Annotated in this window: 21 protein-coding genes and 1 tRNA gene; 12 read left to right on the top strand and 10 right to left on the bottom strand. The window is 60.6% G+C overall.

Annotated features, from left to right (window positions below; translation table 11 throughout):
- Window positions 1–9 precede the first annotated feature (9 nt).
- On the bottom strand, window positions 10–807 hold the full coding sequence (locus tag BLL38_RS18560) for an aminoglycoside phosphotransferase family protein (protein ID WP_076963842.1): 798 nt from the start codon (window positions 805–807) through the stop codon (window positions 10–12).
- Window positions 807–1,010, bottom strand: coding sequence for a hypothetical protein (locus BLL38_RS18555; RefSeq protein WP_076963841.1), 204 nt, complete (start codon window positions 1,008–1,010; stop codon window positions 807–809). Before BLL38_RS18555 ends, BLL38_RS18560 begins: the two co-directional genes overlap by 1 nt.
- A 146-nt stretch (window positions 1,011–1,156) precedes the next feature.
- Between BLL38_RS18555 and BLL38_RS18550 the strand changes: the two genes are divergently transcribed.
- Both BLL38_RS18550 and BLL38_RS18545 read left to right on the top strand, forming a co-directional pair.
- Window positions 1,157–1,762 (top strand): hypothetical protein, encoded by a 606-nt coding sequence (locus BLL38_RS18550; RefSeq protein WP_076963840.1) that lies wholly within the window; start codon window positions 1,157–1,159, stop codon window positions 1,760–1,762.
- 31 nt (window positions 1,763–1,793) lie between these two features.
- Window positions 1,794–2,042, top strand: a complete 249-nt coding sequence (locus BLL38_RS18545) for a DUF6434 domain-containing protein (protein WP_076963839.1) — start codon at window positions 1,794–1,796, stop codon at window positions 2,040–2,042.
- Here the strand turns inward: BLL38_RS18545 and BLL38_RS18540 are convergent.
- The gene (locus BLL38_RS18540; RefSeq protein ID WP_076963838.1) at window positions 1,995–2,516 is read right to left on the bottom strand and encodes a DUF2938 domain-containing protein; all 522 of its coding nucleotides are present in this window, start codon (window positions 2,514–2,516) and stop codon (window positions 1,995–1,997) included. The two genes, BLL38_RS18545 and BLL38_RS18540, sit on opposite strands and share 48 nt — an antisense overlap.
- Before the next feature lie 70 nt (window positions 2,517–2,586).
- Between BLL38_RS18540 and BLL38_RS18535 the strand changes: the two genes are divergently transcribed.
- The gene (locus BLL38_RS18535; RefSeq protein ID WP_076963837.1) at window positions 2,587–3,027 is read left to right on the top strand and encodes a helix-turn-helix domain-containing protein; all 441 of its coding nucleotides are present in this window, start codon (window positions 2,587–2,589) and stop codon (window positions 3,025–3,027) included.
- A 73-nt stretch (window positions 3,028–3,100) separates the two neighbouring features.
- Here BLL38_RS18535 and BLL38_RS18530 read toward each other — a convergent pair whose 3' ends face one another.
- A complete protein-coding gene (locus BLL38_RS18530; RefSeq protein WP_076963836.1) occupies window positions 3,101–3,670 on the bottom strand; it encodes a DJ-1/PfpI family protein in 570 nt (189 codons plus the stop codon).
- A 199-nt stretch (window positions 3,671–3,869) separates the two neighbouring features.
- Between BLL38_RS18530 and BLL38_RS18525 the strand changes: the two genes are divergently transcribed.
- Window positions 3,870–4,079: a hypothetical protein gene (locus tag BLL38_RS18525; protein ID WP_076963835.1), complete on the top strand. Its 210-nt coding sequence runs from the start codon at window positions 3,870–3,872 to the stop codon at window positions 4,077–4,079.
- Between the two features lie 150 nt (window positions 4,080–4,229).
- Here BLL38_RS18525 and BLL38_RS18520 read toward each other — a convergent pair whose 3' ends face one another.
- Window positions 4,230–4,487, bottom strand: a complete 258-nt coding sequence (locus BLL38_RS18520; protein WP_076963834.1) for a double zinc ribbon domain-containing protein — start codon at window positions 4,485–4,487, stop codon at window positions 4,230–4,232.
- A gap of 320 nt (window positions 4,488–4,807) precedes the next feature.
- Here BLL38_RS18520 and BLL38_RS30650 point away from each other — a divergent pair, with 320 nt between their 5' ends.
- Window positions 4,808–5,002 carry a hypothetical protein gene (locus BLL38_RS30650; RefSeq protein WP_130898239.1) on the top strand — a complete coding sequence of 65 codons (195 nt, stop codon included), beginning with the start codon at window positions 4,808–4,810 and terminating at the stop codon, window positions 5,000–5,002.
- A gap of 285 nt (window positions 5,003–5,287) precedes the next feature.
- Here the strand turns inward: BLL38_RS30650 and BLL38_RS18510 are convergent.
- A tRNA-Ser gene (locus BLL38_RS18510) sits at window positions 5,288–5,378 on the bottom strand.
- A 152-nt stretch (window positions 5,379–5,530) separates the two neighbouring features.
- Here BLL38_RS18510 and BLL38_RS18505 point away from each other — a divergent pair.
- The 7 genes from BLL38_RS18505 (at window position 5,531) to BLL38_RS18475 (ending at window position 9,741) form a co-directional block, all read left to right on the top strand.
- Window positions 5,531–6,202 carry a Bax inhibitor-1/YccA family protein gene (locus BLL38_RS18505; protein WP_029293588.1) on the top strand — a complete coding sequence of 224 codons (672 nt, stop codon included), beginning with the start codon at window positions 5,531–5,533 and terminating at the stop codon, window positions 6,200–6,202.
- Window positions 6,203–6,289: 87 nt separating this feature from the next.
- Window positions 6,290–6,682: a sulfurtransferase complex subunit TusD gene (gene tusD, locus BLL38_RS18500; RefSeq protein ID WP_076963833.1), complete on the top strand. Its 393-nt coding sequence runs from the start codon at window positions 6,290–6,292 to the stop codon at window positions 6,680–6,682.
- Between the two features lies 1 nt (window position 6,683).
- Window positions 6,684–7,034: a sulfurtransferase complex subunit TusC gene (tusC, locus tag BLL38_RS18495; protein WP_076963832.1), complete on the top strand. Its 351-nt coding sequence runs from the start codon at window positions 6,684–6,686 to the stop codon at window positions 7,032–7,034.
- Window positions 7,034–7,327 (top strand): sulfurtransferase complex subunit TusB, encoded by a 294-nt coding sequence (gene tusB / locus BLL38_RS18490; RefSeq protein ID WP_076963831.1) that lies wholly within the window; start codon window positions 7,034–7,036, stop codon window positions 7,325–7,327. The genes tusC and tusB overlap by 1 nt, the downstream gene beginning before the upstream one ends.
- A complete protein-coding gene (locus tag BLL38_RS18485) occupies window positions 7,324–7,659 on the top strand; it encodes a TusE/DsrC/DsvC family sulfur relay protein (protein ID WP_076963830.1) in 336 nt (111 codons plus the stop codon). Before tusB ends, BLL38_RS18485 begins: the two co-directional genes overlap by 4 nt.
- On the top strand, window positions 7,656–8,657 hold the full coding sequence (locus BLL38_RS18480) for a glycosyl transferase family protein (RefSeq protein ID WP_076963829.1): 1,002 nt from the start codon (window positions 7,656–7,658) through the stop codon (window positions 8,655–8,657). Before BLL38_RS18485 ends, BLL38_RS18480 begins: the two co-directional genes overlap by 4 nt.
- Before the next feature lie 88 nt (window positions 8,658–8,745).
- Window positions 8,746–9,741 carry a glutathione S-transferase family protein gene (locus BLL38_RS18475; RefSeq protein WP_076963828.1) on the top strand — a complete coding sequence of 332 codons (996 nt, stop codon included), beginning with the start codon at window positions 8,746–8,748 and terminating at the stop codon, window positions 9,739–9,741.
- Between the two features lie 84 nt (window positions 9,742–9,825).
- Here BLL38_RS18475 and cysG read toward each other — a convergent pair whose 3' ends face one another.
- The 4 genes from cysG to BLL38_RS18455 are packed head-to-tail and all read right to left on the bottom strand — an operon-like array spanning window position 9,826 to window position 14,214.
- On the bottom strand, window positions 9,826–11,220 hold the full coding sequence (gene cysG / locus BLL38_RS18470; RefSeq protein WP_076963827.1) for a siroheme synthase CysG: 1,395 nt from the start codon (window positions 11,218–11,220) through the stop codon (window positions 9,826–9,828).
- Window positions 11,221–12,501: a serine--tRNA ligase gene (gene serS, locus BLL38_RS18465; protein ID WP_076963826.1), complete on the bottom strand. Its 1,281-nt coding sequence runs from the start codon at window positions 12,499–12,501 to the stop codon at window positions 11,221–11,223.
- Between the two features lie 16 nt (window positions 12,502–12,517).
- A complete protein-coding gene (gene crcB, locus BLL38_RS18460; protein WP_076963825.1) occupies window positions 12,518–12,892 on the bottom strand; it encodes a fluoride efflux transporter CrcB in 375 nt (124 codons plus the stop codon).
- The gene (locus tag BLL38_RS18455) at window positions 12,889–14,214 is read right to left on the bottom strand and encodes a replication-associated recombination protein A (protein ID WP_076963824.1); all 1,326 of its coding nucleotides are present in this window, start codon (window positions 14,212–14,214) and stop codon (window positions 12,889–12,891) included. The genes crcB and BLL38_RS18455 overlap by 4 nt, the downstream gene beginning before the upstream one ends.
- Window positions 14,215–14,217 lie beyond the last annotated feature (3 nt).

Here is a 14,217-nt window from a genome sequence, read left to right as displayed (position 1 = left end):
TGACGCTAATCACCGAGCAAGCGCCGCCGCCGCCAGTTGCGCCACCCCGAGGTTAACTCCCGGCTCATCGCCGTCTTCGCGCATCCAGGTCAACGACAACCCTGCCCAGGCGAGCACCCATTGCAGGAGCCGACGGCGCTCGATACCCGAGGCACTGGCAACGATCTCGACCCGCCGCGCAAAGCACTCGGGGGCCAGGGCGCGTTCATCGGGATTGCAGAAGAGGTTCGCATAATCAAAGCCCCGCTCGCCGTACAGCCCCTTGGGGTCGATGGCCAGCCAACCGGACGCGCCAAAATCCAGCACATTGCCATGGTGGATATCGCCATGCAGTACCGCGACATCCTGGGGGGCCGCCAGCAGTTCCTGTGCCGTGCTGGCGCACTGTGCAAGGATGCCGCCGTACCTCGCCGCGCCTGGCCATAGCGCCTCGAACCACTGCGCCAGGGGGACCAGGGCGGGAATTGGCCTGGCCCGTGGCGCATGCAGACGCGCGGCGACGGCGCAGAGGATGCGCGTGGCATCGTCATCCCGACCGTCACTGACCCTCTGTATAAGCGAAGCCGAGCCCAGCGCACGCGCCATCAGCAAGGCCTCGGTATCACGGGCCAGCACCGGCGCGGCACCTTCGCCGTCCCACCAGGCCATCAACACACTGCCAGCTTGTTCCTCGGCCACCTGGGAGATTTTGAGCATGGCCGGCATGCCCCGCTGGCGAACGGGCAGTAGATCACCATTGCGCGAGGCGAATGCATCGCCATCGACGGTCAGGTCCCATCGCTTCAGGTATGGTTCAAACAGCCTCATCACTGGGACCGGAACCTCAGCAAGCCCATGGCAAACAGCCAACCGCTGAGCATGGACAGGTAGATAGAGGTGTATGACGCCACGGTGTAGTCCAATACGAAGTTGAGCACGGTCAGCGCAATGGCGGCGCACAGGAACTGGGTACGGGTAAAACGGCACAGAAAGCGTTCGATTGCGGCATTCAAGGTGGCAAGGTACTTCATCGGTTTATCCCTGGATAAGGGTGACGGCATCCGCTCACTTGCGCCCGTCTGTCCTGAAAAAACCAGGAATAATGCGGCACAGAGCTGATGAGAATCAACCGCAGAGATGCCATAGTCGCCCGCACAGCAAATGGAGTTGATCCCCTATGAAACACTACATCCTCTATCCCCTCTTGGCGCTGCTCGCTGGATGCAGCAGCGGGCCGTATCTGCATCCGCAATCGGCAGTCGGCACAAATGCGTTACTCGAACGTACCTGCCCCGGCCCGAAAGCTGCGATAAGCTTTGCTCCACGCTCGCAAGAACTCGATTGGGTTCATGTACTGGTCTATGTAGCACCGCCCGGGACATCCAGCTGGCCGGGCAACCTGCGCTCGACCGATACCGAACTGCGCCTGTTTGGCCGGCTGTACATCCCCCCGCGCCTGCGCAACCTGAATACCCCGGATCAACGCCGGGCGGCCTATAAACAGACCGACCCGGCGCTGTGGGTCAGCGCCGATTCACCATTGGTCACTGTAACGCTGGCGACAGGCCAGACCTATCAAGTCAGTATCGAGCAACTGAAAACCGGCTTTGACCCCAAGGAACAATCCAGCAGCAGCCGCAAGGGCACGGCCCTGGGCAAAGGCGATATGGATGACTTCACCCTCACCTTCCCGGCTATATTCGTGAACGGTGAAAAAGTGCCGATGGCACCGATTCACTTCAAGAAACGCGAAGAGCGCTATGCGCCGGTATTGAACTGCTGAGTTAGAAACCCACATCACTCAAGGAATGGCAATGACCTTCAACTGGCACTCCGGCCCCATCACCCGTACCACCCCGCTGGACAAGCACTACAGGAATACGCAGAAGGTGCGCCAGTTCCTGATTGGCGAGTGCGGGGAGTCGTTCAAGTTCGATCGGGCGTTCATGGCCTGGATCAAGAGTGGCGAGCCCTTGACCCTGGGGGACGTGGCGGATCAGTGGACGCGGACGAGGTCATCCCTGCCCCAGGCACACCGGCGCGGGAAAGAGTTGGATCAGTAGCCAGCCCGCTACAAACAGCCCGACGCCAAACGTGAGGTGTGCAATAAGGCTTCGGCGCCTGGCCCGGTTCGGTGCCGGCGTCTTGGCGGCGGCGAAGCCGAAACCAAAGGCGGGCTGCATGATACAAAAAGGTGCAAGCACGCTGATCAAGCCCGTCAGCAACGCGGGCATCAGCGCTGGGTTGCAGAGCCAGCCCGGCCCCTGGAACCCCAGGAGCACCAGCGCGAAGACACCGCCCGTGAGGTAATGGAACACCCAGCCCATCAGGCTTTCATTCCAGATACGCGGCGCCGCCACAATCGAGGCATGGCGAAACTGCCCTTTGGGCATGTGGCCCAGCCAACGGCCGACAAGCCTGTAGTCCAGGGATGCCAAGCCAAATACCCGTGCCTGCATCAACGCGGACAGGTCCATGATCAGCGTGGCCCCCAGCCCAACCAGCACCATACGCAGTACACTCTCGGTTGTTTCCATGTTATTTCCTCTTGCCTTCGGCCGGTTTGATCCCGGCAGTCTGCAAGTTCAAGCCGCCTTGAGGTCAAGCATGAAAGAGATGGGTATCGGTGAAGTGGCACGCCGCTGCGGCCTGCCGCCTTCAACCCTGCGGTACTACGAAGAAAAGGGCCTTATCCGCTCCATAGGTCGCCGTGGCCTGAGCCGGGTATTTGCTGCGGATGTGCTTGAGCGCCTGTCCTTGATCACGCTCGGCCAGTCTGCGGCATTTTCCCTGGACGATATCGCCGCCATGCTGGGCGCGGATGGCCAACCGGCCATCGATCACCAGCGGCTGGCCGAAAAGGCTGATGAACTGGACCGCACCATCAAGCAGCTCAGCGCCATACGCGATGGACTGCGACGTGCTGCGGCGTGCCCTGCTGCGCGGCATATTGAATGCGCGAACTTCCAGAAAGTCCTCAGTGCCGTGCAGGCGGGGAGCCTGAAGAGAAAAGCCGGCAAGGCTCGTCTGCGCAGAAATGGAGGTTGAGACCCGTCCGGCGCGGGGCATGGGCAATAAGCCATTGACCTCCAAATGACCACTGTGCGACTCGCGGCATCCGTCATTTATGTTCAGCGGCCAACATCGTTTTGAACTGTAAAACAGTCTCTGACGATAACCCCGCAGCCTCGAAGACGGCACAGGTGAAGCTCACGGGTGCAGGGCCAGGCGCACTGATGATCCGGTCGGCCACCATCGCGCCTGGGCAGCCTTGATAAAGCGCCTCTCCCGTATAATTGGCGGCGTTCTGCTTCAGAAAATCAACGCTGTTGGACGTGTGGGCAATTGTATTGAGCAGGCCGGCCCTGGCCAGTGCGAGTGTACCGCCGCATATCCCCGCGAGGGTTGCACCACCCAGACGGCTGGTTTGCAGAAAGTCTGCCATATCCGGCGCATCTGCACGCTCCCAGACCATTCCCCCGACGACGACGACAACGTCTGGTTTCCACTCCTGGCATTGCTGCAAGCTGCCCTCCACCGTTACAGCCAACCCGCCCTGGGAGCAGAACGACCCCGGCGCCGGGGCGAAAAAGCGGACGTCGATGCCATAGAACGGTGCTGCGGTGCCTGCGATAAAAGCATATTCCCAATCGGCAAAACCGGGGGTCAGTACCAAACCTAGACGTGCCATGGGCCAGAGTCGTCCTTGTATAAAATATGTGGGCAGAGGATTGCATTCTACTTGGTACATCAACTAGTTTCAGATCGTGCTTATGACGACTACTTCGTGTGTTTGTCGCCATTCACCACTTGGGCGATATCGCGCAGGCGGGCCGTACTGGCTCGGCAGAATCGAGAGCCTGCCTAATTCAACATAGGATCAAGTGCAAATGCCGAACTCTGACCTGCTCCCTTCCCTGCTGTCCAAAATCAACGAAAACCAACTCGTCCTTGAAGCAGCCGTCATGGAGCTTACGAATTGGGTTGAACAACAAGGCGGTACGGCCGTCGCCGAAAACGTGCGGGGAGCTCTGCACACGCTCGACCGGAACGAAGATTTTATCAAGTTAACCTTGGCGGTCCTCATGACACCGGAGTAATCACTCGAAATGACTGACCCCAATCATGTCGAAGGAAAAAACCGAGGTAATGCTGTGCACCCGAGCGAGCCATCCCTGGCGCATATCTACAACGGGATTACCTTTCAAAACTCCAGGTAATGGGGGCTCCGTGGATGGAGCACACCCTGCTTACCCTTGGGCACTCCCACACTGAGAACAGAATTTTGCCCCAGTCGCCATCACCGTATTGCACTGCCCGCAGTTGGCCGACACCAATGACTCACCACACTGTCGACAAAACCGCGCACCACCCGCATTAGTTGTCCGGCAACTGAGGCAAAGTGTGCCGATCGGCTGGCCTTCGCCTTGTTCTTTGTAGCGTCCACCGTGTGAACCACCATGCCCGCGATTGTGGTGCCCACCTAATATCTGCTTAAAAAAACTCATGAGCGCATCTCCAATTAAATGTGTTTCAGGATTAAAAACCCTGAAGTAACATTAGAGTCAAGCCATCGCTCACGGCGCTTGGTCGCCGGCATCGGTTCGCAGGCGCGCGGCCATGCCCCCAGAAGTCGCCCTCCTATTCGCAACCCAAGCCTAGACTCTCTCCCTTCCATAAGGCCGCCGCTTGAACCCTACGGCACATGTCTCTATCGCGGGCCTGCATATTGTCGATGCTTGGATTGCCGGTTTTTTCAAACTCCGGCCTAACGGGTGTGCCTGGGTGGTTTAACGCCTCTTGCCCCTCGATATGGAGTTCTCGGGGGATGGGCTTCGGCTTCGCCTCTGGTGGCGATGCGGGTTTCGGCAGCTCATGGATGGCCTCGCCAAAACGCTGGAGTAACGGGCTTTGTGGCAACTCATCTGACACGGCCTGGGTTGATATGAGCAAGGCCAACAATACCGCGCCGTATCTCTTAAACACTTCCAGCACCTCCCCATCTGAGTTAATCGACGAATAATCTGGAGTTAAGCAATCGCTGCACTCAGGCAATAAAAACTAACCGCCTGAGCACCTGACGCCGCTCGATCTGACGTGCGTCATGCGCGCGAGGACAACCGATTATCAGTGAGATAACTCATAGCCGTCGCTTACTGAGCATCTATCAAACTGTAACCCCAATACAATTGTCGACACAAACCCACCGCCAGCGCGGCCGACCTGGACGCCTCGCTAACCCTGGCACTCCCCAGCCAACTCCCAGAAACAAAAAAGCCCCGCATAAGCGGGGCTTTTGTTTGAATCTTGGCGGGAAACCAGGGATTCGAACCCTGGGAACGCTATTAACGTTCGCCGGTTTTCAAGACCGGTGCATTCAACCACTCTGCCAATTTCCCTTGTGCAACACAGGATTATACTAGCCTATCCTGCCTCAGCGGGCGCCATAATACCCGAATGAAACACACTGTCAAACTCTCTGCATAGCTTGTTACAGAGCGTCTGTTATGATCTTTGCGACTGAACGTTTCAAAACTGAAGGAGTGTCGCCATGCGCGAACAGGATTACGCAGTTAATAGCAACGTGCAGGCTGAGCAGCTAGAGGTTAGCCGCGTCCTGCGCAATACATACGGCCTGCTCGCCCTCACCCTCGCATTTAGCGGCGTGATGGCGTATGTGGCGCAGCAGATGCGTGTCGGCTACCCGAATATTTTCGTGGTATTGATCGGCTTCTACGGCCTGTTTTTCCTCACCAACAAGCTGCGCGACTCGGCCTGGGGCCTGGTGTCGGCGTTTGCCCTGACCGGTTTCATGGGGTTCCTGCTGGGCCCTATCCTTAACCGTTACCTGGGCATGCAGGGCGGCGCGGAAGTGGTCAGCTCGGCGTTTGCCATGACGGCCCTGGTGTTTGGTGGCCTGTCGGCCTATGTGCTGATCACCCGCAAGGACATGAGCTTCCTCGGCGGTTTCATCACGGCTGGCTTCTTCGTGTTGCTGGCGGCGGTGCTGGCGAGCATGTTCTTCCAGATCAGCGGCCTGCAATTGGCGATCAGCGCCGGTTTCGTGCTGTTTTCCTCGGTCTGCATTCTGTTCCAGACCAGCGCCATCATTCATGGCGGCGAGCGCAACTACATCATGGCGACCATCAGCCTGTATGTATCGATCTACAACCTGTTTGTCAGCCTGTTGCAGATCTTCGGCATCATGAGCCGCGACGACTGATCCCAGCCTGATCAAAAAGCCCGCTTCGGCGGGCTTTTTGTTGCCTGCGGCTTTATCATTGGCCAAGGTTTGCCGACAGAGTGTTCCATGAAGTTCGCGATTGCGCTTTTTTCCGCCGCCCATGCGCCCTCCTCGCGCCGCGCCCTGCAGTTTGCCCAGGCGGCGCTGGCCGGCGGGCATGAGATTGTGCGGCTGTTTTTCTATCAGGATGGCGTCTACAGCGCCGCCAACTCGGTGGTCACGCCCCAGGATGAGCCGGATATCGCCCAACAATGGCGCGCCTTCGTCAGCGAGCATCAGCTTGATGGCGTGGTCTGTATCGCGGCGGCGTTACGGCGCGGGGTGCTGAATGCCGAGGAAGCCGTGCGCTACCAGCGCAGTGCGGTGAATCTGGATGCGCCGTGGGCGCTGTCGGGCCTTGGGCAGTTGCACGATGCCATCCAGGACGCCGACCGCCTGATCTGCTTTGGAGGGCCATAAAATGTCCAGATCCTTGTTGGTAATCAGCCGTCAGGCGCCGTGGTCCGGCCCCAGTGCACGGGAAGCGCTGGATGTGGTGCTGGCCGGTGGCGCATTCGACTTGCCGATTGGGCTGCTGTTTCTCGATGACGGGGTATTTCAACTGGCCACTGCGCAGGATGCCAAGGCCGTGCAGCAAAAGGACGTGACGGCCAACCTGCAGGCACTCTCGCTGTTTGGCATCGATGATGTGTTCGCCTGCAGCCACAGCCTGGCCGAGCGCGGGTTGACCGCCCCTGATAGTGCGCAGCCACTGAGCAGCGCACAGATTTCCCAGATGATTGACCGTTACGATCAGGTGATGACCCTCTGATGTCGACCTTGCATATGTTGTCCCACTCCCCTTTTACCGACAGCCGCCTGGGCAGTTGCCTACGCCTGTGTGGCGCGCAGGATGCGATCCTGTTGTGCGGCGATGCAACCTATGCCCTGCAAGCCGGCAGCGCCCCCTTCCAGGCCTTGCACGCCAAGGCCCTGAATGTCTTCGTGCTAGCTGAGGATGCCCAGGCCCGTGGCCTGGCGTTGCCGGAGTGGGCTCAACGTGTCGACTACCCAGGTTTTGTGCAGTTGTCGATCGAACACGACAAGGTCAACACCTGGCTATGAACACCCTGACCGTAGGCGCGCGCACCCTTGAGCTGGACAAGGACGGCTACCTGGTTGACCTGAATGCCTGGTCGACCGAGGTGGCCGACGCCCTGGCCAGCGCCGAAGCGCTGGAACTGACCGACGAACACTGGGAAATCCTTGAGCTGCTCAGGGGTTTTTACCAGGAATTCCAGTTGTCCCCGGCCACCCGCCCGCTGATCAAATACACCGCCCTGAAGCTGGGCCCGGAAAAGGGCAACAGCCTGCACCTCAACCGACTGTTCAAAGGCACTCCCGCCAAACTAGCCGCCAAGCTGGCGGGCCTGCCCAGGCCGACGAATTGCTTATGACCGACTTTGCCCCGCTGACCACCGAAACTCCCGCCGAACACCCCTTTGCGCCGTTTGTACGGATCCTCGGCAAAGGCAAGCGCGGCGCCCGCAGCCTGACGCGCGAAGAAGCCCGGGAAGCCATGGGCATGCTGCTCGACGACAAGGTCGAGGACTCCCAGCTCGGCGCGTTCCTGATGCTGCTGCGCCATAAGGAAGAAAGCCCGGAGGAACTCGCCGGTTTCACCGAGGCCCTGCGCGCGCGCCTCAACCCGCCCTCATTGCAAGTCGATGTCGATTGGCCGACCTATGCCGGGAAAAAACGCCACCTGCCGTGGTACCTGCTGGCCGCCAAGTGCCTGGCGCAGAACGGCGTGCGGATTTTCATGCACGGCGGCGGCGCGCACACGGCCGGTCGGTTGTACACCGAACAATTGCTGGGCGAGCTGCAGATCCCACTGTGCCGCAACTGGCAGCAGGTCGAGACCGCCCTGGCGCAAGGCAACCTGGCATTTATGCCACTGGGTGACTGGGCCCCGCAGTTGCAACGCATGATTGACCTGCGCAACATCCTCGGCCTGCGCTCGCCGATCCATTCCCTGGCGCGCATCCTCAACCCGCTGGGTGCACGTTGCGGCCTGCAAAGCATCTTCCACCCCGGCTACCAGGGTGTACACCGCGATGCCAGTGGCTTGCTGGGTGACAACACCCTTGTGATCAAGGGCGATGGCGGCGAGATCGAGATCAATCCCGACACCACCAGCCACTTGTACGGCACTACCGGCGGCGCAAGCTGGGATGAGGAGTGGCCGGCCCTCTCCGCCCAGCGCCACGTCAAGCCGGCCAGCCTCGACCCTGAGCATTTGAAGGCTCTGTGGCGCGGTACGGTGCAAGACAGCTACCCGCAACTGGCGCTGATCGCCACCATGGCCCTGGCCCTGCGCGGCCTGGGGCATCCACGGGAACAGGCCTTCGCCCTGGCCCAACAGTATTGGGACGCGCGGGATAAATCGATTTAATCGATCATTAACCCCGAGCCTTTGCGCTATTTCTTCGGATCCAGACGATTAAACTGCATGCCAACGCTTAATCGCCAAGGAGTCAGTCATGGGTTTGTTGATTGAAGGACGCTGGCATGACCAGTGGTACGAAAGTAGCGCAGATGGCACCTTCCAACGGGAGCAGGCGCAACGCCGCAACTGGGTCACGGCCGATGGCCAACCTGGCCCGAGTGGTGATGGCGGCTTCAAGGCCGAAGCCGGCCGCTACCACTTGTATGTCTCCCTCGCCTGCCCGTGGGCGCACCGGACCCTGATCCTGCGCAAGCTCAAGGGCCTGGAAAGCCTGATCGACGTGTCGGTGGTCAGTTGGTTGATGCTGGAAAATGGCTGGACCTTCGACAAGGCCCATGGCGCTACTGGTGACAAGCTCGACGACTTTACCTACATGCACCAGCGCTATACCGCCGACACCGCCAACTACACCGGGCGCGTTACGGTGCCGGTGCTGTGGGACAAGAAGCTGAACCGCATCGTCAGCAATGAATCGGCGGAGATCATCCGCATGTTCAACAGCGCGTTCAACGGGCTGACCGGCAACACTCTGGACTTCTACCCTGAGGCGCTGCGCCCGACCATCGACGCGCTGAACGGGCGGATCTATCCCGCCGTGAACAATGGCGTGTATCGCGCAGGTTTTGCCACTTCACAGCAGGCGTACGACAGTGCCTTTGATGAGGTGTTTGCCGAACTGGATCACCTGGAACAGCACCTGAGCGAGCATCGCTACCTGGCGGGCGAATACCTGACCGAAGCCGATGTACGTTTGTTCACTACCCTGATCCGGTTTGACGCGGTGTATTACAGCCACTTCAAATGCAACCTACGGCGGATTGCGGACTATCCGAATCTGTCGAATTGGCTACGAGAGCTGTATCAATGGCCGGGCGTGGCCGAGACTGTGGATTTTGCCCATATCAAGGGGCATTACTATGCCAGCCACCGCACGATCAATCCTACAGGGATTGTGCCGAAGGGGCCGTTGCAGGCGTTTGCCTGCGAACATGATCGAGACAGACTGAGCGGTAAAGGGATCTGGCGCTGATTCAAGTCTTGCGTTGAATGCACTGGCCCCATCGCGGGCAAGCCCGGCTCCCACAGTTGACCTGTGTGTAGCCGGGCGAACAGGTTAGACCTGGGACTGGGCGCCCTCGAACCACTTCAGCTTCTCACGCAACACCACCACTTCTCCTACGATCACCAGCGTCGGCGCATGCACTTCATGCTCCGCCACCAGGCGCGGCAGGTCAGCCAGGGTGCCGGTAAACACACGCTGGTTGGATGTAGTGCCCTGCTGGATCAGCGCAGCCGGAGTGTCCGCCGCACGACCATGGCGGATCAATTGTTCGCAGATAATCGGCAAGCCGATCAAGCCCATGTAGAACACCAGGGTCTGCGACGGTCCCACCAGGTCATTCCAGGGCAGATCCGAGGTGCCGTCTTTCAGGTGCCCGGTGATAAAGCGTACTGATTGCGCATAATCGCGATGGGTCAGGGGGATGCCAGCGTAAGCCGCACAACCACTGGCCGCAGTAATCCCCGGCACCACCTGGAACGGGATGCCATGGGCCGCCAGTTCCTCGATTTCTTCGCCGCCACGCCCAAAAATAAACGGGTCGCCGCCCTTGAGGCGCAGCACCCGCTTGCCCTGCCTGGCCAGGTTCACCAGTTGCTGGTTGATCTGGTCTTGCGGCACGGCGTGATCGGCGCGGCGCTTGCCGACATACACGCGCTCGGCATCACGCCGGCACAGCTCAAGAATCGCGGGCGCCACCAGGCGGTCATACAGCACCACATCGGCTTGCTGCATCAAGCGCAGGGCGCGGAAGGTCAGGAGGTCCGGGTCACCGGGGCCTGCGCCCACCAGATACACTTCACCCGGCGCGTGGGGCGGCTTGCCGTTGACTTTCGCCACCAGCAAACGCTCGGCTTCATCGCCCTGCCCGGCCAGTTGCCGATCGGCAATCGGCCCCTGGAAAACCTCTTCCCAGAAGGCCCGGCGTTGCTGCACATCAGGATACAAACCTTTGACCTGCGCCCGAAAGCGCGCGGCCAGGCCGGCCAATTGCCCGTAAGTGGAAGGAATCCAGGTTTCCAGCTTGGCGCGGATCAAGCGTGCCAGCACCGGCGCATCGCCGCCACTGGACACCGCAATCACCAAGGGCGAGCGGTCGACAATCGCCGGGAAGATCACGCTGCACAAGGCCGGCGCGTCCACCACATTGACCGGTACACACCGGCGCCGGGCCTCGCTGGATACTTGCGCATTCAGCGGCTCGTCGTCGGTTGCCGCGATGACCAGGGTGCAGCCATCAAGGTCTGCCGCCTGGTAACCACGCACAATCAGTTCACCGCCACTGCCCTGTACCAGTTCACGCAACGGGTCTTCAATCAGGGGAGCAACTACCCGCAACAACGCGCCGGCATCGGCCAGCAGCCGGGATTTGCGCAAGGCAATCTCCCCGCCACCGACGACCAACACACGGCTACCGCGCAGGTTATGGAACAGTGGCAGAAATTCCATTTAGCCGATGACCTCAACGCCCGCCATGTACGGCTTGAGCACTTCAGGTACGCGGATCGAACCGTCGGCCTGCTGGTAGTTTTCCAGCACCGCGACCAGGGTACGGCCTACGGCCAGGCCCGAGCCGTTGAGGGTGTGGACCAATTCCGGCTTGCCGGTTTCCGGGTTGCGGAAACGCGCCTGCATGCGCCGGGCCTGGAAATCACCGCAGTTGGAGCACGAGGAAATCTCGCGGTATTTGTCCTGGCTCGGCACCCACACTTCCAGGTCATAGGTCTTCACCGCGCTGAACCCCATGTCGCCAGTGCACAGCGCCAATACGCGGTACGGCAGCTCCAGCAGTTGCAGGACGCGCTCGGCGTTGGCCGTCAGGCCTTCCAGGGCCTCCATGGAGGTCGAGGGCTCGACCACCTGCACCATCTCGACCTTGTCGAACTGGTGCTGGCGGATCATGCCACGGGTGTCACGCCCCGAGGCACCGGCCTCACTGCGAAAGCACGGGCTGTGGGCGACAAACTTGATCGGCAACTGCTTGGCGTCGAGGATCTCGCCGGCCACGATGTTGGTCAGCGACACTTCGGCGGTCGGGATCAGGTACAGATCGGCTTCGCCATCGCGGCTGATCTTGAACAGGTCTTCCTCGAACTTCGGCAGCTGGCTGGTGCCCATCAGCGCCGGGGCCTGCACCAGGTACGGGGTGTAAGCCTCTTCGTAACCGTGCTCGCCGGTGTGCAGGTTGAGCATGAACTGCGCCAGGGCCCGATGCATGCGCGCGATCGGGCCGCGCAGCAAGGCAAAGCGCGCACCGGACATTTTGGCGGCGGTTTCAAAATCCAGGCCGCCGGTCAATTCGCCCAGGGCGACGTGGTCCTTGATCTCGAAATCAAAGGTTTTTGGCGTGCCCCAGCGGCGCACTTCGACGTTGCCGTCTTCATCTTCACCGACCGGCACCGACTCGTGCGGCAGGTTGGGAATGCCCAGCAGGATCGAATCCAGCTCGGACTGAATCTTGTCCAGCTCAACTTTACCGTCGGACAGCTCGCTGCCCATGCGCTCGACGTCCGCCATCAACGGCGCGATGTCTTCGCCACGCTGCTTGGCCTGACCGATGGATTTGGAGCGCGCATTGCGTTCAGCCTGCAGTGCTTCGGTGCGGGTCTGGACGGTCTTGCGCTGTTCTTCCAGCGCTTCGATGCGCGCAACATCCAAGGCAAAGCCACGGGATGCCAGGCGGTCCGCTACGTCCTGAAGGTTGCTACGTAACAGTTTGGAATCGAGCATGTCGGTCTCTCGTTTATCAAAGTTTGGTCAAGGACAGGCCGGCCCAGGTGGCAAGCAGCCCGCCGAATACACTGATGGCCGCATAGCCTATTGCCAGCGGCACTTGCCCACTTTCCAGCAGGCGCACGGTATCCAGTGAAAAGGATGAAAAGGTGGTCAGGCCGCCAAGGAAGCCCACCATCAACCCGGCGCGCACTTCAACAGGCACCTCCGGGCGTAACAGAAACAGGCCGTATAACACGCCGATCAGCAGGCAGCCCACGATATTAACGGCCAGCGTCGCGGTATAGAAGTGTTTCGGCCAATTGGCGCTGATCCAATTGCCAGTGACAAAGCGCAATAACGTACCGGCTACACCGCCAACGGAGACTGCGGCCACCAAGGCAATCATGGTTTTCTCCGCTGTTTGGGGCTCAAGCGGTCAAGTTGCGCCAGGTGATTGAGCTTTTCCCCGATCTTCAGCTCCAGGCCACGGGGCACCGGCTGGTAGAACGGCTGTGGCGCAAGGTCGTCGGGAAAGTAGTCTTCACCGGCGGCATAGGCATCCGGCTCATCGTGGGCATAGCGGTATTCGTCGCCATAACCCAGTTGTTTCATCAGCTTGGTCGGTGCATTGCGCAGGTGCAGCGGGACCTCTAGCGAGCCGTGCTCGGCCGCCGCCCGCAAGGCCGACTTGAAGCCCATGTACACCGCATTGCTTTTCGGTGCGCAAGCCAGGTAGGTGATGGCCTGCGCCACCGCCAACTCGCCTTCCGGGCTGCCCAGGCGCTCCTGGACTTCCCAGGCCGCCAGGCACAGGCTCAGGGCCCGCGGGTCGGCATTGCCGATGTCTTCGCTGGCCATGCGCACCACGCGCCGGGCCAGGTACAGCGGGTCGCAGCCGCCATCGATCATGCGCGCAAACCAATACAGCGCGCCGTCCGGGTTGGAGCCGCGCACGGATTTGTGCAGCGCGGAAATCTGGTCGTAGAAGGTCTCGCCGCCCTTGTCGAAGCGCCGCCGGGTATCGCCCAGCAGGCTTTGCAGCAGGTCGACGCCAATCTCGCTATTGTCTTCGGCCAGGTCCGAGGCGTTTTCCAGCAGGTTGAGAAACCGCCGGCCATCGCCGTCAGCCGCTGCCAGCAAAATCTTGAAACCCTCGTCCCCCAGGCTCAAGTGGCGCTTGCCCAGGCCCTTGTCTTCGCTCAGCGCCCGCTGCAGCAGCTTCTGCATCGCCGCTTCGTCGAGACTCTTGAGCACATACACCCGCGCCCGCGAGAGCAAGGCGTTGTTCAATTCAAACGAGGGGTTTTCCGTGGTGGCGCCAATAAAAATCAGCGTGCCGTCTTCCACATAAGGCAGGAACGCATCCTGCTGCGACTTGTTGAAGCGATGCACTTCGTCCACAAACAGGATGGTGCGCCGGCCGTACTGCCCGGCCTGTTGCTTGGCGACTTCCACCGCCTGGCGGATTTCCTTGACCCCGGCCAATACCGCCGAGACCGTTTCAAAGTGTGCATCCGAGACTTTCGCCAGCAGCCGCGCCAGGGTGGTCTTGCCCACGCCCGGCGGCCCCCAGAAGATCATCGAGTGCAGGGCACCCTGCTCCAGGGCTTCGCGCAGGGGCTTGCCGCGAGCCAGCAAGTGCTCCTGCCCGACATACTCATCCAGGTTGGTCGAGCGCAGGCGCGCGGCCAAAGGCTGGGCAATCGGGTCACTGCGAAACAGGTCCATGGG

The sequence above is a fragment of the Pseudomonas gessardii genome (assembly GCF_001983165.1).
GTDB classification, from domain to species: Bacteria; Pseudomonadota; Gammaproteobacteria; order Pseudomonadales; family Pseudomonadaceae; genus Aquipseudomonas; species Aquipseudomonas gessardii.
This window is presented reverse-complemented; position numbering and strand designations above follow the sequence as displayed.